General features: G+C 53.3%; 24 protein-coding genes and 4 tRNA genes. 8 read left to right on the forward strand and 20 right to left on the reverse strand.

The features are described from left to right. Positions 1 to 41 precede the first annotated feature (41 nt). Entirely contained in the window at positions 42 to 1,583 is a 1,542-nt protein-coding gene (zwf, locus tag MCACP_RS12935) for a glucose-6-phosphate dehydrogenase (RefSeq protein ID WP_406677158.1), read from the reverse strand. Between the two features lie 157 nt (positions 1,584 to 1,740). On the opposite strand from zwf, the gene MCACP_RS12940 reads away from it, so the two are divergent. Further along, entirely contained in the window at positions 1,741 to 2,094 is a 354-nt protein-coding gene (locus MCACP_RS12940) for a hypothetical protein (RefSeq protein ID WP_406677159.1), read from the forward strand. A gap of 785 nt (positions 2,095 to 2,879) precedes the next feature. Here MCACP_RS12940 and MCACP_RS12945 read toward each other — a convergent pair. Then, positions 2,880 to 2,954, reverse strand: a tRNA-Gly gene (locus MCACP_RS12945). Between the two features lie 200 nt (positions 2,955 to 3,154). On the opposite strand from MCACP_RS12945, the gene MCACP_RS12950 reads away from it, so the two are divergent. Then, complete coding sequence (locus tag MCACP_RS12950) at positions 3,155 to 4,399, forward strand: ISL3 family transposase (RefSeq protein ID WP_406677160.1); 1,245 nt, start codon at positions 3,155 to 3,157, stop codon at positions 4,397 to 4,399. 74 nt (positions 4,400 to 4,473) lie between these two features. Here MCACP_RS12950 and MCACP_RS12955 read toward each other — a convergent pair whose 3' ends face one another. The 14 genes from MCACP_RS12955 to MCACP_RS13020 all read right to left on the reverse strand — a co-directional run bounded on the left by MCACP_RS12955 (position 4,474) and on the right by MCACP_RS13020 (position 17,010). After that, entirely contained in the window at positions 4,474 to 5,940 is a 1,467-nt protein-coding gene (locus tag MCACP_RS12955) for a rhamnulokinase (RefSeq protein ID WP_406677161.1), read from the reverse strand. A 47-nt stretch (positions 5,941 to 5,987) separates the two neighbouring features. Then, a complete protein-coding gene (locus MCACP_RS12960) occupies positions 5,988 to 7,193 on the reverse strand; it encodes an acetate/propionate family kinase (RefSeq protein WP_406677162.1) in 1,206 nt (401 codons plus the stop codon). 97 nt (positions 7,194 to 7,290) lie between these two features. Then, positions 7,291 to 7,569: a EutN/CcmL family microcompartment protein gene (locus tag MCACP_RS12965; protein WP_406677163.1), complete on the reverse strand. Its 279-nt coding sequence runs from the start codon at positions 7,567 to 7,569 to the stop codon at positions 7,291 to 7,293. 4 nt (positions 7,570 to 7,573) lie between these two features. Beyond that, positions 7,574 to 8,257, reverse strand: a complete 684-nt coding sequence (gene pduL, locus MCACP_RS12970; RefSeq protein WP_406677164.1) for a phosphate propanoyltransferase — start codon at positions 8,255 to 8,257, stop codon at positions 7,574 to 7,576. A 196-nt stretch (positions 8,258 to 8,453) separates the two neighbouring features. Further along, positions 8,454 to 8,999 carry a BMC domain-containing protein gene (locus MCACP_RS12975; protein ID WP_406677165.1) on the reverse strand — a complete coding sequence of 182 codons (546 nt, stop codon included), beginning with the start codon at positions 8,997 to 8,999 and terminating at the stop codon, positions 8,454 to 8,456. A gap of 37 nt (positions 9,000 to 9,036) precedes the next feature. After that, positions 9,037 to 10,380, reverse strand: a complete 1,344-nt coding sequence (locus tag MCACP_RS12980; protein ID WP_406677166.1) for a 4Fe-4S dicluster domain-containing protein — start codon at positions 10,378 to 10,380, stop codon at positions 9,037 to 9,039. A 204-nt stretch (positions 10,381 to 10,584) separates the two neighbouring features. Next, complete coding sequence (locus MCACP_RS12985; protein ID WP_406677167.1) at positions 10,585 to 12,057, reverse strand: aldehyde dehydrogenase; 1,473 nt, start codon at positions 12,055 to 12,057, stop codon at positions 10,585 to 10,587. Positions 12,058 to 12,070: 13 nt separating this feature from the next. Then, the gene (locus tag MCACP_RS12990) at positions 12,071 to 12,343 is read right to left on the reverse strand and encodes a BMC domain-containing protein (protein ID WP_406677168.1); all 273 of its coding nucleotides are present in this window, start codon (positions 12,341 to 12,343) and stop codon (positions 12,071 to 12,073) included. Between the two features lies 1 nt (position 12,344). Beyond that, positions 12,345 to 12,641 (reverse strand): BMC domain-containing protein, encoded by a 297-nt coding sequence (locus tag MCACP_RS12995; protein WP_054937955.1) that lies wholly within the window; start codon positions 12,639 to 12,641, stop codon positions 12,345 to 12,347. 60 nt (positions 12,642 to 12,701) lie between these two features. Beyond that, complete coding sequence (locus MCACP_RS13000; protein WP_406677169.1) at positions 12,702 to 12,974, reverse strand: BMC domain-containing protein; 273 nt, start codon at positions 12,972 to 12,974, stop codon at positions 12,702 to 12,704. An 85-nt stretch (positions 12,975 to 13,059) separates the two neighbouring features. Next, on the reverse strand, positions 13,060 to 13,854 hold the full coding sequence (locus tag MCACP_RS13005) for a class II aldolase/adducin family protein (RefSeq protein ID WP_406677170.1): 795 nt from the start codon (positions 13,852 to 13,854) through the stop codon (positions 13,060 to 13,062). 35 nt (positions 13,855 to 13,889) lie between these two features. Beyond that, positions 13,890 to 14,864 carry a sugar phosphate isomerase/epimerase family protein gene (locus MCACP_RS13010; protein ID WP_406677171.1) on the reverse strand — a complete coding sequence of 325 codons (975 nt, stop codon included), beginning with the start codon at positions 14,862 to 14,864 and terminating at the stop codon, positions 13,890 to 13,892. Between the two features lie 77 nt (positions 14,865 to 14,941). After that, positions 14,942 to 15,988 carry an autoinducer 2 ABC transporter substrate-binding protein gene (locus tag MCACP_RS13015; protein ID WP_406677172.1) on the reverse strand — a complete coding sequence of 349 codons (1,047 nt, stop codon included), beginning with the start codon at positions 15,986 to 15,988 and terminating at the stop codon, positions 14,942 to 14,944. A gap of 122 nt (positions 15,989 to 16,110) precedes the next feature. Next, positions 16,111 to 17,010, reverse strand: a complete 900-nt coding sequence (locus MCACP_RS13020; RefSeq protein WP_406677173.1) for an ABC transporter permease — start codon at positions 17,008 to 17,010, stop codon at positions 16,111 to 16,113. On the opposite strand from MCACP_RS13020, the gene MCACP_RS13025 reads away from it, so the two are divergent. Continuing rightward, positions 16,955 to 17,140, forward strand: coding sequence for a hypothetical protein (locus MCACP_RS13025; RefSeq protein WP_406678770.1), 186 nt, complete (start codon positions 16,955 to 16,957; stop codon positions 17,138 to 17,140). The genes MCACP_RS13020 and MCACP_RS13025 overlap by 56 nt on opposite strands. Here the strand turns inward: MCACP_RS13025 and MCACP_RS13030 are convergent. The 3 genes from MCACP_RS13030 to MCACP_RS13040 all read right to left on the reverse strand — a co-directional run bounded on the left by MCACP_RS13030 (position 17,137) and on the right by MCACP_RS13040 (position 20,559). After that, positions 17,137 to 18,135, reverse strand: coding sequence for an ABC transporter permease (locus tag MCACP_RS13030; protein WP_406677174.1), 999 nt, complete (start codon positions 18,133 to 18,135; stop codon positions 17,137 to 17,139). The genes MCACP_RS13025 and MCACP_RS13030 overlap by 4 nt on opposite strands. A 38-nt stretch (positions 18,136 to 18,173) precedes the next feature. Further along, the gene (locus MCACP_RS13035) at positions 18,174 to 19,688 is read right to left on the reverse strand and encodes a sugar ABC transporter ATP-binding protein (protein ID WP_406678756.1); all 1,515 of its coding nucleotides are present in this window, start codon (positions 19,686 to 19,688) and stop codon (positions 18,174 to 18,176) included. 64 nt (positions 19,689 to 19,752) lie between these two features. Beyond that, positions 19,753 to 20,559: a DeoR/GlpR family DNA-binding transcription regulator gene (locus MCACP_RS13040; RefSeq protein ID WP_406677175.1), complete on the reverse strand. Its 807-nt coding sequence runs from the start codon at positions 20,557 to 20,559 to the stop codon at positions 19,753 to 19,755. Between the two features lie 269 nt (positions 20,560 to 20,828). On the opposite strand from MCACP_RS13040, the gene MCACP_RS13045 reads away from it, so the two are divergent. The 5 genes from MCACP_RS13045 (at position 20,829) to MCACP_RS13065 (ending at position 21,782) form a co-directional block, all read left to right on the forward strand. After that, a tRNA-Lys gene (locus MCACP_RS13045) sits at positions 20,829 to 20,904 on the forward strand. Between the two features lie 7 nt (positions 20,905 to 20,911). Further along, a tRNA-Glu gene (locus MCACP_RS13050) sits at positions 20,912 to 20,986 on the forward strand. Between the two features lie 5 nt (positions 20,987 to 20,991). Continuing rightward, a tRNA-Asp gene (locus tag MCACP_RS13055) sits at positions 20,992 to 21,068 on the forward strand. Between the two features lie 155 nt (positions 21,069 to 21,223). Further along, positions 21,224 to 21,484 (forward strand): DUF4160 domain-containing protein, encoded by a 261-nt coding sequence (locus MCACP_RS13060; protein ID WP_406677176.1) that lies wholly within the window; start codon positions 21,224 to 21,226, stop codon positions 21,482 to 21,484. Positions 21,485 to 21,497: 13 nt separating this feature from the next. After that, positions 21,498 to 21,782, forward strand: a complete 285-nt coding sequence (locus MCACP_RS13065; RefSeq protein ID WP_406677177.1) for a DUF2442 domain-containing protein — start codon at positions 21,498 to 21,500, stop codon at positions 21,780 to 21,782. A 70-nt stretch (positions 21,783 to 21,852) separates the two neighbouring features. Here MCACP_RS13065 and MCACP_RS13070 read toward each other — a convergent pair whose 3' ends face one another. Then, on the reverse strand, positions 21,853 to 22,554 hold the full coding sequence (locus MCACP_RS13070) for a FadR/GntR family transcriptional regulator (protein ID WP_406677179.1): 702 nt from the start codon (positions 22,552 to 22,554) through the stop codon (positions 21,853 to 21,855). Between the last annotated feature and the right edge of the window lie 39 nt (positions 22,555 to 22,593).

Genomic DNA, 22,593 nt, shown 5'->3' on the forward strand with positions numbered 1-22,593 from the left:
GCCAGGTTCATTTAGCAACTACAAAGCGAGACCATTGGCAACTAAAAAGGACCAACCCCTTGCCCGGTACTTTCTTTAAAACATACCAATTCATCTTGCTGCCACCAGTAACGTCCATCCCGGATTACAAGCTCCTGGGCCGCCGGTGGTCCCCACTGGCCGGCGGCGTAATTGGGAAAAAGGGGCGGCCTCGCCGCCCAGGCATTGGCAATGGGGTCCACAAACCGCCAGGCCGCCTCCACCTCATCCCAGCGGGTGAAAAGGGTGGGGTCCCCCCGCATTACATCATAAAGCAGGCGCTCATAGGCTTCGGGGGAATTAACGCCCACCTCGCAGGTCTGGCAAAAGTTCAGGCAGATGGGTACGATGTAATTATTATTCCCCGGCCGCTTCGCATTGAGCTGGACGTAGACGCCTTCCAGGGGCTGAACGCGGATGACCAGGAGATTGGGGCGTAATTCACCGTATTCCCTAAAATACAGGATATCCGGCAGGGATTTGAACTGGAGGATAATTTCCGTCACTTTAACCGGCAGGCGCTTGCCCGTACGCAGGTAAAAAGGCACGCCGGCCCAGCGGAAGTTTTCGATGAAAAGCTTTAAAGCGACAAAAGTTTCCGTCGTGGAATCAGGGGCCACTTCCTTTTCCCGGCGGTAAGGCGGTACCGTTTGCCCATCTATCTCCCCGGCACCGTACTGGCCGCGGATGACGTTCCTGCTGACTGCCGCCGCGTCCAGGGGGCGTAATGAGCGCAGCACCTTTACCTTTTCATCGTGAATAGCTTCAGCAGCCAGGCTGGCCGGCGGTTCCATGGCCACCAGGGTCACCAGCTGCAGGAGGTGGTTCTGGACCATGTCCCGCAGGGCCCCGGCGCGCTCGTAATAGCTGCCCCGCTCCGCCACGCCCACCGTTTCCGCCAAAGTAATCTGGACGTGGTCAATATATTTATTATTCCAGACCGGCTCAAAGAAGGTATTGGCAAAGCGGATGACCATGATGTTCTGGATCATTTCTTTACCCAGGTAATGATCGATGCGGTATATTTCTTCCTCGCTGAAAGCCGCTCGAAGCTGGCGGTTTAATTCAGCCGCCGAAGGCAGATCATAACCAAAGGGTTTCTCAATGACTACGCGCTGCCAGCCCCGGGCTGGCACCAGGCCTGCTTCCTTTAAACTCCTGACCAAGGGGCCAAAGTGTTCCGGAGCCACGGCCAGGTAAAAGATGCGGTTGCCCCGGCAGCCGGCCGCCTCATCCATTTCCGCCAGCAACTTCCTGAGGCGGGTATATCCCTCCAGGTCATAAATATCGGTCCGGAAATAGTGCAGGCGTCTGGCAAAGGGCTCAAAATAGGCGTCCAGGTTAGAGGCGCGGCGGGAAAAGGCCTGCAGGGAAGGGAATAGTATCACGTTACGAAAACTCTCCGGGGTAAATAGGCGCCGCCCCACGGCCACTATCTGCAGGGCAGGCGGGAGAAAACCATCGACAAAGAGGTTATATAAAGCCGGGTAAAGTTTACGGCGAGCCAGGTCCCCCGTACCACCGAAAATCACCAGCAAACTATTATCCGGCTTTTCCAGGCCCATTATTAACCGCCTTCCTAATTTAACTTCCTTCCCTATTTTGCTCCATGGACTTGGTTTTTATAAAAAAACCTTACACCTGGCTTCTTCGCCGGTTTTATGGAACATTTTTCCTTGCAGAACCATATTATAAATCAAAGACAAAAAAGGAGTGGTCCCGATGTCAGAAGCTGATTTGAACACCATTTTTGACAAGATTAAAGATGGTTCAACTGAAACAAAAGATCCGGTATTGGAAGGGCTAGAGGCCGCCATTAACAAGTTGCAGGACAACGAAAAACAAAAAATTGGCATTGAGTTCGAGTGTGGAGATTGTTGCAAGAAAGTCATAAACGGATCCAAATTATTTTTCGTCTTTAATTTTGCTGTTCTGCTTCCCGCACCGGGCGATTGCCTTTTCCTAAAGATTTTCAGCGGCGGTAAAATCGTTGATAAGCAGATCATGAGGGCAATCATAATTCCCGTAGGCCGTATCTGCGCTATTGAGATTGAACCCGTACAGGTAGATCCCTAAAAACTAAATCCGGCCAGGCATTATGTGACATCGAGTAGGAGGGGGCGATTAATCCCCGTCCTCTCACACCACCGGACATGCGGGTCCGCCTCCGGCGGTTTAACGCCCATGCCGGGCGCACAAAAAAAGCCCCTGGCCCGCGGTCGACCCGCGGGCCAGGGGCTTCTCTCATTTAGGATAAGCAGTGTCCGACGCACCGCCTCCGCTGCATCGTCATCAACGAGATCCAGATTTAGATGTTAACACTCACACATCTCCGCCTGTTTCATACAATATAGTAAGAAATGGGAAAGGAGGGCCTTTATGGACGGCTTTGGGTTTTTCCGTCATAGATTTGCTTTTATCCTGTTCCTAATCCTCATCCTGCTGTTCTTTGGGGATGACTAAAATTCTGTGCAAAATTCCTGGTCCTTTAGCCCCCTGTTTACGGGGGCATTTTTGTGTGATAAAGGGGGCTTCTCTTTCACTCCTTATTATGTTTGTACTACCAGGGCACGCAGTGGCACCCAGGTTATGCCGTCTATTAGCTTAGCCCGACGGCCCCGCTGTCACACGGCCCCATGCCCGGGAACTCCGTATATCTTATACGAGCCGGTGGTCAAGGAACGGGCTATCTGGAGGGTGGACGAGCTATTGAAGTGCTGGGAAAGGCATATCAGGGTGAAAAAAATAAGGAGCAAACTACTGACTATGCTCCTTACGGTGGGTTTTAAAGCGTCGGCCTACCCCATTTCTTGTTATAGAAACCTGCTAGGCCGAACCAGCAAACCATTGATATTTATAGCTGGAGCGGAAAACGGGATTCGAACCCGCGACCCTCGGCTTGGGAAGCCGATGCTCTACCACTGAGCTACTTCCGCATATGCACTTTTTATTTTACCCTCTTCCTGTTTGTCTGTCAAGTTTAAAACGGCTCTATAATAAAAAGTGTGGGAAGGGATAGGTAGATATGGAAGGACAGAGGAGAAGAGATTTTATTAGGAGCTAAAGGAGGAAAAAGATGGGGGCACATCCAAATCAATATTAGCAAACAAAACCCCAACAGGAAAGGAGTGCCCCCATGAATAAGAATAGCACGATCACCCCCAATGGACAAGAGAATTTTGATAAAATACTCCCGTCCATTTTAGGAGAACAGCAGGAACGTAAAGATATTGTGTTAAGGGTGACGCTAGACCCGCCAGCATTATGCCCTGCATGTAACAAAGGCAAATTACATAAGCACGGCATTTTAAAGAAGAACCGGAAGCCCCAAGAAAGGAAAATTCGTCACGCTTTTTTATACGGGAGATGGATTTTTTTATCCTGGGTTCCTGTACGGTATAAGTGTTACCATTGTCATAAGACTTTTACCCTTCGTCCTCCGAATACCATCCCCTGGGCCAGATTTACAAAACTAGGAGTGCAGACAGTAGTGTATTATGCCCAGAGGATGAGCTTTACCTATGCAGCCCGAATATTACACCTTACTCCTAATAGGGTTATAAGATTACTAGACAAGTATATCCAGTCCGGTCTTCCAGCAGATGATACTCAAGAGCCCATAGTCTTAACCTTAGATGAACTGTCCTTTAGCGGGAATGATTATGTATGCGTAGTAGGGCGCCTGGAACCGGATAAGAGGCCTTTGACGATTTTGGGTGATGACAGGAAAGCAACTATAAAGGCTTACCTGGAGGGGCTCAAAAAAGCCGGGGTTAAAGTAGAAGCAGTAGTAATTGACATGAAAGACTCCTGGCGCAAGTTAATAAAAGCAATCTTTCCTTCAGCTAGGATAATAGTAGACCCTTTCCATGTAATTCAGGATGCCAACCGTCGCTTAAATGAAGCACGCAAGATAGAGCAAGAAGCAGGCAAGGAGAATATACCTCGCCTACCCTTGCTCAAGGCTAAAGAAAAACTTACTCCCAGACAACAACAGCAGCTAGAAGAAATTAAGAATAAATACCCGTCCCTCTATGAACTGTACCAGCTAAAAGAAGATTTAAGACAAATCATAAAGATGGACCGGGTTGAAGAGGCAGAAATTGTCTTAAGCCGTTGGCTTATAAATGCAGAATGCGCTGCAAATCTAGAGGGACGGGTATGGGCTCGTACTATTAAGTCCTGGAGGTCAGAAATATTAAACCTGGTTAGATACACCCAGCAAGGCCGCCGGTACACCAATGGTTATATAGAAGGCAAGAATACTTTAAGTAAAATGCTCAAACGCTTAAGTTTTGGTTTTAGGAATCGTAATCATTTCATCAAAAAAATTTTCCTGGGATGTTGCCCCCAAAATTTAATCCCACAACTATTGACATAGAGCCGTTTAAAACCACTAGTATGGCCAGCCCATTTATCAGGCTGGCCACTTTTTACCATGCTGGCTGGGCAATACTACGCCAGCAGCCTAATAAATGCCTCATACTTTTCCTCCCACACATCTGTCTTTTCTGCTTCATAAGTTTTCAGGGCAAAGGAACGACGAACGATTTTCCGGGCTTCATTCAAGCTTCCCACTTCTCCCATGGCCATAGCCTGGACCAGGAGGTTGCCGGCGGCCGTAGCTTCCACCGGACCGGCCACTACCGGGCGCCCGGTGGCACTGGCGGTAAACCGGCAGAGAAGCTCGTTCCGCGTGCCGCCGCCAACCATGTGAATGACCGGAAGTTCCTTCCCCAGTATACCCTCCAGCTTTTCCAGCACCCAGCGGTATTTCAGGGCCAGGCTTTCCAGGGCGCACCTGACGATTTCGCCTTTAGTCTGGGGTACCGGCTGGCCCGTTTCCCGGCAGTAGGCCTGGATGGCCGCCGGCATGTCTTCCGGGTTCAGGAAGGCCGGGTGGTCCGGGTCGATAACGGCAGTCAAGGGACTGGCCTCCCGGGCCAAAGTCGTAAGTTCGCCATAGCTTAAAGCTTCCCCCTGGCGCTCCCAGGTGCGGCGGCACTCCTGGACCAGCCACAGGCCGGTGACGTTCTTTAAGAGGCGGAAGGTGCCGCCGACGCCGCCTTCGTTGGTGAAGTTGAGGCTTAAGGTTTGCTCGTTGATTACCGGTTCCCTGACCTCAACCCCTACTAAAGACCAGGTACCGCAGCTGATGTACATGTAGTCCGGCCCTGCTGCCGGCACGGCGGCTACGGCGCTGGCCGTATCGTGGCTGCCGGGGGCAATGACGGCTATTTCCCCCGCTCCTGTTTCCCGGGCCACCCGGGGTAAAATCTGGCCCACAATCGTCCCCGGCGGGTTGATGGCCGGCAGGATGGCAACCGGTAATCCTAATTTTTCCAGCATCCCGGTGGCCCAGGTGCCGGTACGGGGGTTGTACATCTGGGTGGTGCTGGCGTTGGTGAATTCCCCGGCTTTTATGCCGGTAAAAAAGAAGTTGAAGAGGTCGGGCATCATCAACAGGGTCTGCGCCTGGCTTAACATGGCGGGCTGCTGCTGCCGCCAGGCCAGAAGCTGGTAAAGGGAGTTGATGGGCATAAACTGGATGCCCGTCTGGGAAAAAATCTCTTCCCTGGGTACAACTTTGAAAGCTTCTTCCATCATGCCCCGGGTGCGGTCGTCCCGGTAGTGGTAAGGATTGCCCAGGAGGACATCCTTTTCCCCCAGGAGGCCGAAGTCCACGCCCCAGGTGTCGACGGCCAGGCTTTTAAGGCCCGTACCGTAGCGGGCCGCAGCCCGGCGCAGGCCTTCTTTCATTTCGTGAAAGAGGCGTAAAACATCCCAGTGCAGGCCGTCCGGAATCCGTACCGGTTCGTTGGGAAAACGATAGACTTCTTCCAGGGTGAGGCGGGCATCCTCCAGGGTACCGATTATGGCCCGGCCGCTCTCTGCTCCCAGGTCAAAGGCAAGATAGCGCATGCTTGCCCAGCTCCTTTGGAAATAATTGCGGTAAAATGGGATCGGGATCACCCCTGGCCAAAAGCCCCGGAGGGCTCTTTCCCGGTCAACACCTTTACAGTTTCCCGGGCGATCATTACTTCTTCATCGGTATGCACCACCAGGACCTGGACGCTGGCCTCGGGGCTGGAGATTAAGCGGTCACCGCTGCCGTTTTCATTGCGTTCAGCATCCAGCTTGATACCCAGGAACTCCAGGCCGCGGCAGATTTCCCGGCGCAGGATACTACTCTTTTCGCCGATGCCACCGGAGAAAATCAGGACGTCAATCCCGCCCATGGCCGCCGCATAGGCGCCGATATATTTTTTCGCCCGGTAGGCCAGGACTTCCAGGGCCAGGCGGGCCCGTTCATGCCCCTGACGGGCGGCTTCTTCCACCGCCCGGTAATCGTTGCTGATGCCGGAGATACCCAGCCAGCCGCCTTTTTTGTTGATGACTTCCTCCAGGGCATCGGGGGCAAGGCCTTCCTGCCGCAGGAGATAAACAAGGACGCCGGGGTCGACATCGCCGCAGCGGGTCGACTGGAGTAACCCCTCCGTGGGCGTAAAACCGGTGGAGACATCAACGGATACCCCACCGCAGCAGGCGTTGGCCGTAGTGCCGCTGCCGAGCATGAGGGAAACAATTTTCAGCTCCTGCAGACGCCGTCCCAGCATTGCCGCGGCGCGGTGGACCATATAGGTGAAAGTTATACCGTGGAAACCGTAACGGCGCAGGCCGTAACGCTCGTAATATTCATAGGGCAGGCCGTAGAGATAGGCCCGGGGCGGCAGGGTCAGATGAAAAGTATTGTCGCAGACGGCCACCTGGGGTACTTCCGGCAGGAGTCGCGCCACGGCCTCGATACCGGCAACGTTGGCCGGGTTGTGCAGGGGGGCCAGCTGGCAGCAGGCCTTTAAAGTGGCCAGGACAGCGGCATCAATCCGGGCCGGCCGCCGGAGGCTCGCGCCGCCGTGAACCACCCGGTGACCGACGGCATCAATCCGGTAAGGCTGCAATAACTTGAGGATTTCTTCCAGGGCTTCGCCATAGTCACCCCGGCGTAAATGCTTCCGGCACTCAGCCGCCTCGCCTGTTAAATCTTGATGCCGTAGAGTAGTTCCCTGGCTGCCGATGCGTTCAACGCTGCCCTGGACCAATACTTTTTCTTCGGGCATGGAAAAAACTTTATATTTAATCGAAGACCCCCCGCAGTTTAGAGCCAGAATTTGCACCGGTTTTCCCTCCCGCTTCTATATCTTCTCCTGCCAGCATTCTCGGGGGATGCTCAAACCGGTAACCGGATGAGGAGATAATAAGGGCGGTGCTAACTTAGCGCGGCAGCCCCTTGATGTCCCCCTCTACCTGATCGATAATGCCCACGATAGCCAGGTCCACCGGGGCCTGGGGGACACCCAGGCCCAGGCGGGCGGCACTCCCTGTGGCCACCAGCACCAGTTCCCCCCTGCCGGCACCCACGGTATCCACGGCCACCAGGGTTTCTCCCCGGCGGCCGCCGTTCAAGGGCCGGACGAGAAGGAGCTTGCTGCCGGTAAGGCTTTCATTTTTCCGGGTAGCGACCACCGTCCCGGTAACTTCGGCAATGAGCATCTTCTCACCTTATTTCCACTTCGTCGTTGCACTGGAGCCCGGCGGCATTGGCGTCGTCGGTGTCGATGTGCATGACGAGCCTGAATTTGGGGCTGACCCGCACCTGGACGCCGCCGAAGATGGTGGGCCGGTCGGATTTAATGGTACGCACTGTGACTTCGTCGTTGTCTTTTAGCCCCCACTTTTCCGCTTCGACCGGGCTCATGTGGATGTGACGGTTGGCGATAATGGCCCCTTCGGGTAAAGTAACTGAACCTTTCGGGCCGACCAGGGTAATGGGGGCGGAGCCGGCCAGGTCCCCGGAACGGCGCACCGGCGCCGGAATGCCTAAGGTTATGGCATCGGTGCGGGAGATCTCTACCTGGGTGCGGTCACGTACCGGCCCCAGGATGCGGACGTTGGTCAGGGGGCGCAGTTTCGGGCCTACCAGGGTGACGACTTCGTTGGCGGCAAATTCTCCCGGCTGGTAGAGGTCGTTCCTTTTGGTGAGCTGGTAGCCGGGGCCGAAAAGGATGTCGATCTCCTTTTGGGCCAGGTGAACATGGCGATTTGATACGGCCACGGGAACACGTTTGGCTGCCGGGGTGGCAGGGGCTGCAGTACTGGTCCCGGCAGTTTTATCCCGGCGTTCCTTTAGCTCGGCCAGGACTTCCCTGGTGATTAATTCGATAAGGGCGGCTGTGGACATTGAGCGGTCACCTTGCTTTACAAAGGTTAAAGGTCAAACTACAACTTTTACAACTTTTATAGTTATGCGCTTTCAGACCCGGGCCATTGCCGTAAAACCTGTGGGTGTCAAGGACAACCCCTCCGTTCCAAACTACTAGTGAGCTAGCATCAGGCTGTAGTGATCCAGGCCCATATTTTGGCTTAGCAGGGTGTCTTTACCCCAGCTGCTCCCACAACTTTGAATGGGGAGATGGAAGAACGATGGCATCAACGAGTTCCCCTTCTTCTTTGAGGGGAAGTGTAGCGGCGTTTACGGCGGCCTGGACAGCGCCGACGCTACCGGTCAGGATGACCACCCCTTTACCCCCCAGCCCGTAGGCCGGACGGATGTCCAGGAGTTCGACAACGGCCGCCTTGGCGGCGGTGTCGGCGGCTTTGATGGCGGCCGTGACGCTGAAAGTCTCGAGGACTCCCAGGGCACCTTTAGGGGATGCTGCGGCCACCCCGCTCAGGGCCGGCAGGACCCCGGGATGGAGGTTACCCAGGATTAAACTATTGACGACCGTTACCCCGCCGGTAGCGACGCCATGTTCTACGGCGCTCGTTACGGCGCTGATCTCGCCGCTTATGATAATCAGGCTTTTGCCGGGGCAGGTAGTGCGTATTTTCAGGTCTACCGGCGCGGCCTTAAGACAGCTGTCGGCTACCATTAATCCCCGCGCCAGGCTCTTAAGTTCGATAAGTCCGACGGCGATACCCATCAGTCACCACCTCCATTATTGAGCCTCATTATGGGTATTATGGGTTGGCGCCTCCCTGGATGACAATGTTGCTATTGATAGCGGTAATGATGCCGTTGATGCTGGCATGGAGGTTGGCGCCCGGGGTATCGTCCTTGATACGTGCTAAAAGGTCCCCCGCTGAAACCCGGTCACCTATCTTTACTACCGGCTCCGGCGCGACCCCGGCGCTCTGCTTTAAGGGCAGGTGGACCTGGTTAACTGTGGGGTTTTCTTCCCGAAAAGTTACCGGGCGTTCGCAATACTCTCTTAAGCCGAGGCGGCTGATTAGGCGTTGAGTTGGTACCTGCCGTCCTTCCCGGAAAGGGGAAGGGGTAGTAGCTTGCCAGGGGCCGGGCCGGAAACCCTTTCGCTGCAGTTCGGCCTTTATCTTCCTGTTGACCTGCCGCGGGGAGAGGTTGAAGGGGCAGGCGTAAAGGTCGCAGAGGCCGCACTCGCTGCAAAGCAGGGCCTGGGGCAGGGTTATATCAGCCAGGCCATAGGTGACGGCGCGCATGACCCGGTGGGGTTCCAGGGGATGCCCTAAAAGGTGCCGCGGGCAGAAGTCCGTGCACTGCTGGCACTGGCAGCAGACCTTGAGGGCGAGTCTTAGCTCCCGGTTCAGATCCCGCTGGTAACCGAAAGCCAATGGGTGGTCCAGGGGCAGGACAATAATGCCCTTGGTAGTTTTGGTAACCGGCGCATTAATGCTTGTAACCTTACCCATGCAGGGGCCGCCGGCGATAAGCAGGTATTGGTCTACAGCCGGGCCGCCGGCCAGGGCCAGGAGTTCCCGCACCGGGGTGCCGACCGGTACCCTGGCAGTGATGGGCTTCCGGACGGCACCGGTGACGGTGACGTACTTATGGGTTACAGGGTTTCCTTTCAGAGCCTGGTGGATATTATATAAAGTCTCGACGTTTAGAACTACCGCTCCCGCCTGTAGGGGTAAACCTCCCGGCGGGATTGTTCGGCCGGTGACGCTATAGGTCAATAAGTGCTCGTCCCCCATGGGGTAGACGTCCGGCAGGAGGTGAAGCTTTAGCCCCGGGTAATTGCTTATTTCTCCTGCCAGGGCAGCATGGGCCTCCCGGTATTTTTCTTTGAGGGCTATGACCCCTGTTTGGGCGCCGGTGGCCTGAACAAGGGTGGCTAAAGTGGCCAGGAGTTCCGCCGGGTAACGGGCCATAAGTTCCTGGTCGACTTTAAGCAAGGGTTCGCACTCGGCCCCGTTAATGATAACGGTCTGGATAGGTGTTCCGGTCTTCAGTTTAAAGGCGGTGGGGAAACCGCCCCCGCCGGCGCCGACCACGCCGGCAGATGCTATTTTATTTATGATGGCGTTTAGTTCGCTGCCAGGCATTTCCTTCACTCCAGGTGCGGGTTTTTTATATCCTTTCTTCCCTGGCGCCTGATGCGTTTCTTCTCCAGCTAGAGAGAGGCAGCCCGGGGCCTTCCTCAAGGCGTTAAATTATACTTAACCCTGACAACCCCCCACCTGCTCCACTTCATCGCCGCTTCCACTCCGCTCTTGTTCCTTATTTCACAATTAAGCTGCATTTAATTACTAGTCTACCGTCCGCAGGGCCCCGACGATAACCGTCCGCTGTTCCCGGGTGTAGGTGCGGGGGGTGCAGATGCCTTCGCCTGTGGGGCTGGCGATGGTGTGGCTGAAGTGCCCTTCGCCGCCGATGTTTAACCCGGCAGCCGAGGAAGCGTTGGCCACCAGGATGTCGGTCCGGAGCTTGCGGGCGTAAGCGGTGATACGGCTGACGTCCTGGCTGTGGATGATGGCTGTGTGTTGGAAGCCGTGTTCTACCTGGGCGGCCAGCTCCACGGCGGCGTCGAAGTCCGGCACCCGCACCAGGGGCAGGACCGGCAGCAGCTGTTCTTCCTGCACCAGGGGATGCTCCGGGGGACATTCCATGAGGGCGATCCTGGTGTTTTCCGGGGCGTCGATGCCGGCTTGCTTTAGAATAACAGTGGCGTCCCGGCCGATAAGGTCGGGGTGGAAGCGCTTGCCGTCGGGCAGGATGGTGCGCATGAGTTTTTCTTTATCTCCTTCGTCCCGCACGAGATAGGCGCCGTGGCTCTGCAGGTGGAAGAGGAGCTCATCGGCTATTGCTTCCACGGCGATGATGACCTTTTCGGCTATGCAGAGGACGGTGTTGTCAAAGGCGGCGCCGTCGACAATACATCTGGCGGCGTAGTCCAGGTCCTTGACGGTTTCGTCGACGACTACGGGGGGATTGCCGGGCCCGGCGGCGATGGCTTTTTTGCCGCTTCTTAAGGCGCGGTTGACTACTTCCGGCCCGCCGGTGGCGACGACCAGATCTACATCGGGATGGCTTAAGACCAGGTCCAGGTTTTCCAGGCTGACTTTATCGCCTACTACTAATAAGTCTTCCGGCCCGCCGGCTTCCTGGATGGCGGCGTTGAAGAGGCGCACCAGGTACTGGGTGGTTTTGAGCCCTTTGGGATGGGGCAGGAAGATTATGCTGTTGCCGGCGGCGACCATGCTGATGGCGTGGTTGATGACGCAGGAGCCGGGATGGGTGGCCGGCTCGATGGAGGCGATGAGGCCGAAGGGCGCCCGCTCAATCAGGATGAGGCCGTTGTCGCCGCTGATGGCTTCGGTCTTTAAGTCTTCGACGCCAGGGGTTAGACGGGCGGCATAGAGCTTCTTCTGGATCTTGTCTTCTACCCGGCCGTAGCCGGTTTCTTCGTGGGCCAGCCGGGCAATTGTTTCTACGTTGGCGATGGCCGCCCGGCGGATGGCGGCGACAATCTCGCCCCTGGTTTTGAGGCTTAACTTTACCAGTTCTTGCTGCGCTCTTTTGGCAGCGCGGATAGCTGCCTTCAAGTCGCTGTATACGCCTTTGTCACCGCGGGAGGTAGTGGCCGCGGCCTGGCCGGCCCGCGCCTGGCAGGCACCGCTACACGCTGTTGCCGTAGTAGCTGTTGTCCCATTGCGGGACTGCTGCTGGATGTTTTTTAATACTTCGGCGACAATGCTGGCGATAGTAGTTTCGTCGATCATTTCTGCTCACCGCTTAGGCTGGTAATATCCTGCTGAGGTCCGTATGGGGCCGCGGGATGACGTGGACGGCGACAATCTCGCCGAGTTTCCCGGCGGCAGCGGCTCCGGCTTCGGTGGCGGCCTTGACGGCTCCGACATCACCGCTGACCATGACGGTGACCAGGCCGGAGCCGATCTTCTCCATGCCTACCAGCTCGACGCCGGCGGCTTTGAGCATGGCATCTGCCGCTTCGATGGCCGCAACCAACCCTTTGGTTTCGATGAGCCCCAGGGCGCCGTCCTTCATGTTAATCTACCCCCTTGGCAGAGGCGTCTTTTTTCCCGGGCAGGATGCGGGCGACGTCGCTGTGGGGCCGCGGGATGACGTGGACGGCGATGACTTCCCCGAGCCGGGCGGCGGCGGCACCACCCGCCTCGGTGGCGGCCTTGACCGCACCTACTTCGCCGCTCACCATGACGGTGACAAGACCCGAACCGATCTTTTCCATGCCTACCAGCTCGACGCCGGCGGCTTTGAGCATGGCATCTGCCGCTTCGATGGCCGCGACCAGTCCTTTGGTTTCGATGAGGCCTAAAGCGCTCATGGGTTGACTCTTCCTCCTTTAATTTCTAAGGTTCTCCTCGGTTTTTACCTGGAGGGTTTCTTAGCTTAAATACCGCGCCAGTTCTTCATGGGGCCGGGCAATAATCCGGCTGGCAAAAACGGTGCTGACGTTAGCAACCTGTTCCTTTGCGGCTTCGATGGCTGCCGTGACGGCACTGACTTCACCGCTGATTTTTAATACTACCAGGCCGCTGCCTTTGGTCGGTTCGTAGCCGAGGATGGTGACTGCAGCCGTCTTGGCGGCCGTGTCCGCGGCAGCGACGGCGGCGGCTAGGCCGCGAACTTCAATTATACCCAGGGCTTGATGGTTCATATTTTGCCTCCGAAATGGACTTGCAGTGGTTGTGTGGTTGTAATTAATTTAACTTAAGGGAAGACGGCGCTACCCTGCCCCTCCTTTACTGTTGCCTATCCCCAAGGGAGGCCAGGACGCGTCGGGTCACGGCGCTGATGATTTCCTGGAGCTCTTCCGCCGGGATGCCGCTCGTCCCCTTATCCACCTGGCCGGATATGCTGCAGGCGCCGCACCCCGTGCACCCCGGGTGACGGCCGCTGACGCCGAGCTTTTCCCGGATCTGCAGCAGCTTCTCTACTTCCTCACAGGGCAGTACGCGTTCCCCGCCCAGCTGCCGGGCCGCCAGGCTGATCTTGGCAAAGTGCTCGATGGATTCCATCTTGTAAAAGGCGTTGTAGACGTCCGTCCCCATGGTAAGGGCCCCGTGGTTTTCCAGCAGGACGGCGTCGTACTTATCCAGGTACTCCCTGACCGCCAGGGGTATCTCTTCGGTAGACGGGGTGCCGTATCTGGCGATGGGGACAGCCCCCAGGGTGATGATGATTTCCGGCAGTACCGGCTTGTCCAGGGGGATACCGGCCACGGCAAAGGCGGTGGCCACAGGCGGGTGGGCGTGGACTACCGCCCGCACATCCGGCCGGTGCCGGTAAACATCCAGGTGCATTTTTATTTCCGAAGAAGGTTTGAGGCTGCCGGCGATTTTTCGCCCTTCCAGGTCCACCTTGATGATCATGTCGGGCGTCATAAAGCCCTTACTCACGCCCGTAGGGGTGGTTAAAACCTCATTTTCCCCGATGCGGACGCTGATATTGCCGTCATTGGAGGCGACAAATCCTTTGGCGTAAATGCGCCGGCCTACTTCACAAATATCCTGCCTGATTTGATACTCGGAAGCCACTATGAAGTCTCCTCTCTTGTCAGCTACCTCTACCTTCAGGGCAGGATATGCTGCCGGATAAAGCTCAAGGTAGCTATGGCATCACCTTTAGCGATTAGCTCGTCCAGTTTGTTGATTCCCAGCCGCTCTATAAGGTTTAAGATACCTTTCAACGTAGCAATGCTCTCCCGGCATACCTGGACCGGGTCCTCCCGGTAGGGGAAGACGTCCAGGGAGTACCAGCCGTCATAGCCCACTTTTTGCAGCCAGTAAAGGAGTTCAATATATTCGACCAGGTGGACCGAGCCCACCAGCAGGTCGTCGTCCCAGCTGCGGTAGTTGTCATTGAAGTGGAAGTGGAACATTTTGCCGTGGCCGGCCAGTAACGCCAGGGCTTCAGCCACATTTTCCCCGGCATTGAGGGAATGCCCGACATCAATGGTGACCCCGATATTGTCCAGTCCTACCTCCTGGACCAGCAGGAGGGCCTTGGCGGCGTTATTTATGAAAGCATGTGTCCGCGGCTCCTTGGGCTTATACTCAACGCAAACCCGGACATCGCCGCGATAACCGGCTATCTCCTTCAGACTCTCCACCAGCCATCGCCAGGACTTTAGATAGTCCACCTGGAAACAATAGTCAAAACCATCCTGTCCCAGCCAGATATTGACCTGATTCGCCCCCAGCCTGGCTGCCACGTCCATACCGCGCTGGGCCAGGGTTACGGCTTCCCCGCGGATACTGGCATCGGCCGCCGCCAGGCTGCCAAACTGCCACCTGCGCTGCCCGCTGTGGTCCACGCCAATAATAGAAGCCTGCAGGTTGTTAGCTTTCAGGGCCTCTTCGACTTCATCCAGGTTGGCATCGGTTACGTCGGCCGGGTAGTTTAACTCTACGCCGCTCAAACCGGGAATGCTGGCAGCTTCTTTGATACGTTCCACCACGGGTTTGCCGTCGCGATAGCCGCTTAACAGGAAGCGGTCACCGCAGCCGTCAAAGGCCCAGACACCGGCGGAAAATTTGATTTCCATGCTTATTCCCACCTGCCTGCACGTTAATTCAGGTTGATTGGGGAGGGGCAGGCCCCTGCCCCTCCCCAATTAAACGTTTAGAAGTTGTATTGATCGACGTTTTCTTTGGTAAAATCGGTGGGCGGTCCCATAATAACCGTCTTGCCGTCTGATTGGACATGAATCTTACCTACATTGGGAACTTCCTGCCCGTCGGTAGGCTTCTTGCCATCCAGCATGTCTTTAATCAATGCTACCGTAAGATAACCCAGTTTGGCCGGATCCCATAAGGTCGCAACATCCAGAGACCCGTCTTTCAAATAGGTCTTGGAGTCATTGGGCAGGGCGGTCCCGACAACACTGACTTTATCCTGCAAACCTTTTTCCTGAACAGCCTGGGCAGCACCGATGGGAGCCGGGGTGCTGATGCCAATGATACCCTTCAGGTTGGGATAAGCCTTGATCAGCTCCAGGGCCTTCTGGTAAGCCACTTGCTGCTTTTCATCGGAAGGGACCTTATCGGTAACCAGTTTCAGGTTGGGATATTTAGTTTTGGCATATTCCAGGCCGTAGTTAATCCAGCTATTCAGATTAGCCGCAGACAGACCGCCGGTAATTATGGCGTATTCAGCGCTGTCGGTGCCCATGCTTTTAACCAGAATATCCCAGATATGTTCGCCATACTGTTTGTCATCAATCTGGTGCACCGATAGATCGACCAGTGACTTATCAGCCGGCGTATCCCAGTCGGCTACCAGTATGCCTTTATCCTTGGCCTTCTTGAGCACGGGAGCTAAAGCAGCCGGGTCGTTGGGCGCCACGGCAATGGCATCAACACCCTGGGTGATAAGGTCTTCAATCATCTTTACCTGCTCTGCAGCGTCGGCCTTAGTGGGACCGGTATAAATGACCTCTACACCCAGATCCTGGCCGGCCTTCTTGGCGCCCTGCTCGGAAGCGTTAAAGTAGGGTATACCTACCAGTTTGGGCATGACAACAATTTTATATTTTTTGTCCTTGGCCGTAGCGGTCTGCTGATTTCCTTGTTGCTGCTGCGCCTGGGTCCCGGAGGTTTTATTGCCGCAACCAGCTAAGAGAGAAACAATTAACAGCATTGATAATAGAAGCGTTATAAGCTTTTTCATTAAAACTGATAACCTCCTTTGCCAAAGTACGAGCTTGAGAGACCTAGTTAAATTTCTTCTTAATTCCTTTTCTTCTCCCTCCCACCTCCTTAGAGCCATATTTATCTTCCCTACCAGGCCTCTCATGTAGCAACACTTGTCTTCTTTTGCTCTATCTTTACCTCCTTCCCCTGTCTCCTTTTATTTATTAAGTAGTTTAATAACAAAACAGCAATTAACAGAGCCCCCATAGTGACGTCAACTATAAATCTGTTTATACCGATTAAATTCAATCCGCTGGAGAGTACCTGGACGATGCCGACTGCGATAACAGTCCCGATGACCTTGCCATAGCCCCCCGCGATATCGGTACCACCCAGAACTACAATAGCTACACTCTGTAATAAATATGACGAACCATAATCCACCTTAGCTGAATTATAGCGGGAGGTCATAATAAGGGCGGCCATTGCAGCCAGCGTTGCCGCATAAAGGTAAACAATCATTACCACTTTTTTCGTATTGATGCCAGAAAAATATGTGGCTACCGGGTTACAGCCAAACATATAAACACTTCTTCCCCAGGCAGTTCGCTCCAGCAGAATCCCGGTCAAGCTCGCAAAGGCGATAAATATTAAAAGTGGGACAGGGACAAAACCCAGATAACCATTGCCAATCCACTGGTACTGTTCAGGGAAACCCGATATAGCCCCTCCTTTGGTTAGCCAAATGCTCAGTCCTTCAAACAGTGTCATAGTCCCAAGGGTAACAAGGATAGGCGAAACACCTACATATGATACGAGGAAGCCGTTTATAAAACCGCAAATTAAGGCGGTGATCAGGGTAACCAGGACTGCCTTCATGATTAAAAGCAGTACTGCTGTTCCCGCAACCCCGGCATTATAGCCGGAAGATAGGACCAAGGCGCCGGCTATCCCGGATAGGGCAGCTGTAAAGGTAATTGAAAGATCTATCCCGCCAGTGATAATGACCACCATCATACCCAGGGCTATAATCCCTAACTCGGGCAGCTGGGTTGCCATGGATTGGAGGTTTCCCAGGCTCAAAAACTTTGAAGGGGAGATTACTGACATTAACAGAAAGAGACCCGCAAAAACATACAGGAGTATCATTTCTTTGCTTGATTTAGACAAATATGCCACCCCTCTTTAGTATTCTACATCTACTCTTGGTAGGCTCTTTTCCATCCGTTTCCTTTGCATAACATCAAAGCTGACGGCAAAGATAATGATGATACCGACAATAATTTTTTGCCAGAAGGTTGGAATATGGGTCAGGATGAGGCCATTATTAAGAACCGCCATGAATAAAACGCCAAGGATGGTGCCAGCGACAGAGCCGCTGCCGCCCATAACATTAGCACCTCCAACTACAACTGCTGCGATTACCTGTAGTTCAAAACCTAAAAAGGCATTGGGATCGACCTGACGCATAATAGATGTATGCACAACTGCCGCCACGCCAGCCAGGAAGCCCATGTAGGCATATACAAATATTAAAGTACGTTCTATATTAATACCCACTCGTTTGGCCGAGACAGGATTACCGCCCACTGCATATACCGCCCTGCCAATCAGGGTATATTTCAATAACGCCCAGGTTAGCAATGCCATTATTAGAAAAATTATTATCTGAATAGGGATTCCCACCATATTGCCGCTGGCATCAGTAAACTTAAACAGGGTAATTTTACCGAAATCTATAAACCACGCGGGAATATCGTTGATCCAGGTACCGTTGGTGTAATAAAGCATAAGCCCGTTTATAATGCTCATTGAGCCCAGGGTAACTACAATGGCAGGGATATTAGCCCGGGCGATTAAAGTCCCATTTATTATTCCAATGATAATTCCGCCTGCAATAGCAACGAAAAAAGTAAGTAGCAGGTTACCGCCAATAGTTACCATAAATTTACCGATCAATACCGTCAGGACCGCAACCACCGCGCCTACGGATACGTCAATACCACCTGTAATAATAACCAGCGTCATTCCTAAAGCCAGGATGCCCAATACAGCATTGTTCTTAAGTAAGTCAAGCAAATTATCCGGACGCAAGAAAACATTGCTGCGAATACTGATTAAAACTGATAAGAATACCAACATTAATAAAATCCACAGTTCCTTTGATTTAGTACGTTGTTTCATTTTTATTACACCTTCTCCTTGTATCACCACAGACAGGTTTAAGCCGTTACCCGACCCGGCATTCCCATGAAAGCCCTGTTCATAATTTTTTCCTGGGTGGCTTCTTCGATATCAAACTCGCCCACCAGCCGCCCACGGCGCATTACCAAAATACGATCACTTACAGCTAAAATTTCAGGTAGTTCCGAAGAAATCATCAGGATACCCATCCCCTGCGAGGCCAGCTGACGCAGAAGTTTATGAATTTCTGCTTTGGCACCGACATCTATGCCATTTGTTGGTTCGTCAATAATTAAGATTTTAGGACGTGTTGCCAGCCATTTGGCCAGTACTACCTTTTGTTGATTGCCGCCTGAAAGCTGCATTGCCAGCATATTGGGCAGCCGGGGCCTTACGTCCAGGGCCTCCATATACTGTCCTACAAGTTCTCGCTCTTTGCTGGTATTTAAGAGACCAAATTTGCCCCGCATCTTTTTGAGCATGGCCAGGGAAATATTATTGGCTACCGATTGCCTTAATACCAGACCTTCACGCTGCCTGCCTTCCGGAATATAGGCAATACCCAGACGCATGGCTTCTTCCGGAGAGCGTATATTAACCTTGACGCCTTCTAAGAAAATTTCTCCGCTATCGGGAATATTAAGTCCAAACAAGGCCTGGGCGACTTCTGTTCGCCCCGCGCCGACCAAGCCGGTAAGGCCTAATATTTCTCCTTTGCGCAAAGTAAAAGAGATGTCTTTAAAATTGCCCTTCTTAGTTAAGTTAACGACTTCTAACAGTACCGGCCCCGTTTCGTTTCCGGATTGCCTAATAAATTCTACTTTTCGCCCCACCATTAATGATATGAGCTTTTCCTCATCCAGTTGTTCCTTAAGATAAGTACCAATATATTTGCCATCACGCAAAACGGTAAAGCGTTCGGCAATAGTAAATAATTCTTGTAGTCTATGGCTAACGAAAAGAATGGCAATTCCTTTCTCTTTCAGAGCCCGGATAATTTTAAACAAGTTTTCAACCTCGCCGCGCGACAGGGAAGAGGTAGGCTCATCCATAATAATAAATCTCGCTTTAAATGCAAGGGCACGGGCTATAGCCACCAATTGCTGTTTCGCAACAGGTAATTTTTCTAGCTGTAGATTAAGATCTAATTCAACTCCCAGCTCAGCCAGGGCATTTGTAGCCGTTTCTTTAATCTCATGCCAGCTAACAAAGCGTTTTCCCCGGCCGATTTCCTTGCCAAAACTTATATTCTCCGCCACCGTAAGATTGGGGAAAAGACTGAAATCCTGGTAAATAACAGCTATGCCTTTTTGGCTGGCATCAAGAGGCTGCCGGATGTTTGCCGGAATGCCGTCGATTAAAAATTCCGCCCCCGGATCCGGTTGCTCCACGCCAGCCAATATCTTTATCAGGGTTGATTTGCCAGCACCATTTTCACCCACCAGGGCATGAACTTCGCCAGGCATTATTTCCAATTGAACTGAGTCTAAGGCCCGAACACCCGGAAAAGTTTTAGTTATATTCCTCATCTGCAGAAAAGGTTTTCGACTCATATAAAGCTCCGTCCTTCCCCGATTGGCCAGTATACTTTGGTTATTTTTATAGCCATCTATGCGATTAACCACTTGCCTGCAAATCGCTCCCCTGATGAGCCGCTCGCCCCTCGGCTACAATTATTTCTACTCCGGCCCGGCGAAATTTTTCTATTTCCTCTCCCGGGGTGCCGTTATCAGTAATTAGCTTCTGCACAACCGTCACCGGCGCCACAGTGGCCAGAGCTGCCGTACCAAATTTATCATGATCTGCCAGGAGAATTATTTCCTTGGCTCCCCGCAACAGTTCAGCTTTCACCCTGGCCTGCACCTCGGTGGATTCGGTGATGCCTTCCTCCAGGGTGACCCCCTTGCAGGAGATAAAAGCCTTTTTAATGTTGTAGCTCGCCAGGGCGTTTTCCACCAGCGGCCCCACAAAGGAAAGGGTGCGGGGATGCAATGTTCCGCCGGTGCAGATGACCGTAATGTCCGGATTGCCAGCTAGGGCCATGACAACCTTCAAGGCATGGGTAATTACCACCAGGTCCTTTTTATCTTTAAGAAAATGAACAAACTGCAGAGCGGTGGTGCTGGCGTCAACGGCGATAACGTCACCGGGCTGGACCAGTTCAGCCGCCCACCTGCCTATCAGCTGCTTTTCGTAACGATTGCGCATATTGCGGATGTGGAAGGCGGTTTCTTCCTGGGTAGAGGCTATTTTTACGGCGCCGCCATGGGTACGCTTCAAATAGCCTTCACTTTCCAGGCGTTCTAAATCGCGACGGATGGTTTCTTCCGTAACTTGAAAGATACTGCTGAGTTCGGTAACTTTGACGATACCCTGGTCATCCAAATGCCTGATAATTTCTCGCCGCCGGTCTTCAGCCCGCAAGCCCTCAACCCTCCCTTCCGAAAACAAACATCTTTATTTTTGTTTTGCTTAATTAATTCGCCATATACGCGGAAATTCCTTCTGGTTATACAAATTTTTTTGTTTAAAATTTGGATTTACAAATTTGTACCCTGCGTTTTCCTAAAAAATAATTCTGCCACCATACTTGCTCCTCAATGCCAAGGTGAAAATAATGGCTATTAGCAATAATTAAACAATCGTTTCTCCTCTTGACAGGGATGAAATAAGCATGTAATATACAAACCTGTGGGCCATTAGCTCAGGCGGTAGAGCACCTGACTTTTAATCAGGGTGTCGGTGGTTCGAATCCACCATGGCTCACCAGATATATGGCCCGTTGGTCAAGAGGTTAAGACACGAGCCTTTCACGCTCGTAACGGGGGTTCGATTCCCCCACGGGTCACCAAACCAGGAGCCGTAGTGTAGCGGTCTAACATGCCGGCCTGTCACGCCGGAGATCGCGGGTTCAATTCCCGTCGGCTCCGCCAGGAAAGAATAAAGCCCCGGGAAGGGGCTTTTTTGCTACGTATAGCATGGTATAATAAATGTAGAGGTAAAAGCAGTTTTTAGGGTATGATGAGATTGTAATAATTTTCGAGAATTTACCGGCGGGGTTTGCAGGCAATGCGGGAAGGTGTTTTCTATGGTACAAATTAGCTGGTTCTATGGCATCAAGATTTCAATGTTTTATGACGAACATTTACCGCCCCATTTTCATGTGGAATATGGGGATTACCATGCTATTGTCGATATTCAAAAGGCGGTAATTATTAAAGGCCAGCTTCCAAAAAAACAGGCGAGTTTGGTTATAGCCTGGACCTTACTGCACCAGGATGAATTAATGGATAACTGGCATAATGCTTATCATAAAAAAGAGCTGTTTAAAATCGATCCCCTCAGATAGGAGCGTGATAAAAATGATTCCCCCCGCATTAATCCAAGTATATGCTGATAAAGAAAGGGATTACGCCATTATCTGCCAGTTCGCTGACGGCAAAGTGACCCGCTACGATATGAAGAATCTCTTATATGGGGTTTTTGAACCCCTGAAAAACAAAGATGTGTTTAAAAACACTTTAACGATCCTGGATAATACGGCGGCCTGGGATTTAACCGGAAAAAGGGATGAAACCAACTGCCTGACCATTGATCCCTGGACATTATATAATGCCGAAGACATAACCGGCGATATGATTCATTAGACCCACCTGGATGTCCCCGGTGGGTCTAATGCATATTATCCCGCTAAAGAAGGTCCGGGCGGCAGTTCTCCTATTCCTTTTGCAACTCCCGCTCGACAAAACGCAGGTGCTGGCAGATGGCCCTCCGGGCGTCGCGAGGGGTGTGGGCTTTGATGGCTTCGTAAATACGTTTATGCTGCTCAAAGAGCAGCTCCTGGTTGCCAGGGGTGGTATAGAGGCGCTGGCGGCTGGTACGCAGGGCCTGGCGCATGGTGTCGGAAACCGTATGCATGAGCCTGGCCAGGACGGAATTGCGGGCCGCTTCGGCTATGGCCAGGTGAAAGCGCAGGTCGGCCTCTTCCCCCAGGGTGCCATTCCGCAGGTCTCGCTCCATTTCCTTTAAAATCCCGGCCATTTTTTCTAAATCTTGCGGCCCGGCGCGGCGGGCCGCGAGATACGCGGCCTCGCCTTCAAGGGCCTGGCGCGCCTCCAGAAGTTCCATGGCTTCCTGGCGGTCCAGCAGCAGGGCCATTGCCAGGGGTTCTACAATGGCCCCGTAACGGATATTCTGGACAAAGGTGCCCTCCCCCGGCCGGATGTCGATAACCCCCATGGCCGCCAGGGCGCTAAGGGCTTCCCGGACGGAGGCGCGGCTGACACCCAGACGCTCGGACAGTTCCCGCTCTGGAGGCAGACGATCCCCGGGTTTCAGGTTGCCCTTACCAATAAGGTCCTTGATCTGCTGGACGATTTCTTCATAGATTTTCTTGGGCCGGATAGGCCTCAGGTCCACCTCTGTCCTCACCTCTAAAAAGCAGCCTGTCTAATCCCA

The organism is Neomoorella carbonis (genome assembly GCF_045278715.1).
GTDB lineage: Bacteria > Bacillota > DSM-521 > Neomoorellales > Neomoorellaceae > Neomoorella > Neomoorella carbonis.

What these genes read in the sequence shown, in the direction of transcription:
- zwf (WP_406677158.1), bottom strand. Translation starts at nt 1,583, where the DNA reads ATGGGCCTGGAAAAGCCGGATAATAGTTTGCTGGTGATTTTCGGTGGT.
- MCACP_RS12940 (WP_406677159.1), top strand. Translation starts at nt 1,741, where the DNA reads ATGTCAGAAGCTGATTTGAACACCATTTTTGACAAGATTAAAGATGGT.
- MCACP_RS12950 (WP_406677160.1), top strand. Translation starts at nt 3,155, where the DNA reads ATGAATAAGAATAGCACGATCACCCCCAATGGACAAGAGAATTTTGAT.
- MCACP_RS12955 (WP_406677161.1), bottom strand. Translation starts at nt 5,940, where the DNA reads ATGCGCTATCTTGCCTTTGACCTGGGAGCAGAGAGCGGCCGGGCCATA.
- MCACP_RS12965 (WP_406677163.1), bottom strand. Translation starts at nt 7,569, where the DNA reads ATGCTCATTGCCGAAGTTACCGGGACGGTGGTCGCTACCCGGAAAAAT.
- pduL (WP_406677164.1), bottom strand. Translation starts at nt 8,257, where the DNA reads ATGTCCACAGCCGCCCTTATCGAATTAATCACCAGGGAAGTCCTGGCC.
- MCACP_RS12975 (WP_406677165.1), bottom strand. Translation starts at nt 8,999, where the DNA reads ATGGGTATCGCCGTCGGACTTATCGAACTTAAGAGCCTGGCGCGGGGA.
- MCACP_RS12980 (WP_406677166.1), bottom strand. Translation starts at nt 10,380, where the DNA reads ATGCCTGGCAGCGAACTAAACGCCATCATAAATAAAATAGCATCTGCC.
- MCACP_RS12985 (WP_406677167.1), bottom strand. Translation starts at nt 12,057, where the DNA reads ATGATCGACGAAACTACTATCGCCAGCATTGTCGCCGAAGTATTAAAA.
- MCACP_RS12990 (WP_406677168.1), bottom strand. Translation starts at nt 12,343, where the DNA reads ATGAAGGACGGCGCCCTGGGGCTCATCGAAACCAAAGGGTTGGTTGCG.
- MCACP_RS12995 (WP_054937955.1), bottom strand. Translation starts at nt 12,641, where the DNA reads ATGAGCGCTTTAGGCCTCATCGAAACCAAAGGACTGGTCGCGGCCATC.
- MCACP_RS13000 (WP_406677169.1), bottom strand. Translation starts at nt 12,974, where the DNA reads ATGAACCATCAAGCCCTGGGTATAATTGAAGTTCGCGGCCTAGCCGCC.
- MCACP_RS13010 (WP_406677171.1), bottom strand. Translation starts at nt 14,864, where the DNA reads ATGGAAATCAAATTTTCCGCCGGTGTCTGGGCCTTTGACGGCTGCGGT.
- MCACP_RS13015 (WP_406677172.1), bottom strand. Translation starts at nt 15,988, where the DNA reads ATGAAAAAGCTTATAACGCTTCTATTATCAATGCTGTTAATTGTTTCT.
- MCACP_RS13025 (WP_406678770.1), top strand. Translation starts at nt 16,955, where the DNA reads ATGACCACCATCATACCCAGGGCTATAATCCCTAACTCGGGCAGCTGG.
- MCACP_RS13020 (WP_406677173.1), bottom strand. Translation starts at nt 17,010, where the DNA reads ATGGCAACCCAGCTGCCCGAGTTAGGGATTATAGCCCTGGGTATGATG.
- MCACP_RS13030 (WP_406677174.1), bottom strand. Translation starts at nt 18,135, where the DNA reads ATGAAACAACGTACTAAATCAAAGGAACTGTGGATTTTATTAATGTTG.
- MCACP_RS13035 (WP_406678756.1), bottom strand. Translation starts at nt 19,688, where the DNA reads ATGAGTCGAAAACCTTTTCTGCAGATGAGGAATATAACTAAAACTTTT.
- MCACP_RS13060 (WP_406677176.1), top strand. Translation starts at nt 21,224, where the DNA reads ATGGTACAAATTAGCTGGTTCTATGGCATCAAGATTTCAATGTTTTAT.
- MCACP_RS13065 (WP_406677177.1), top strand. Translation starts at nt 21,498, where the DNA reads ATGATTCCCCCCGCATTAATCCAAGTATATGCTGATAAAGAAAGGGAT.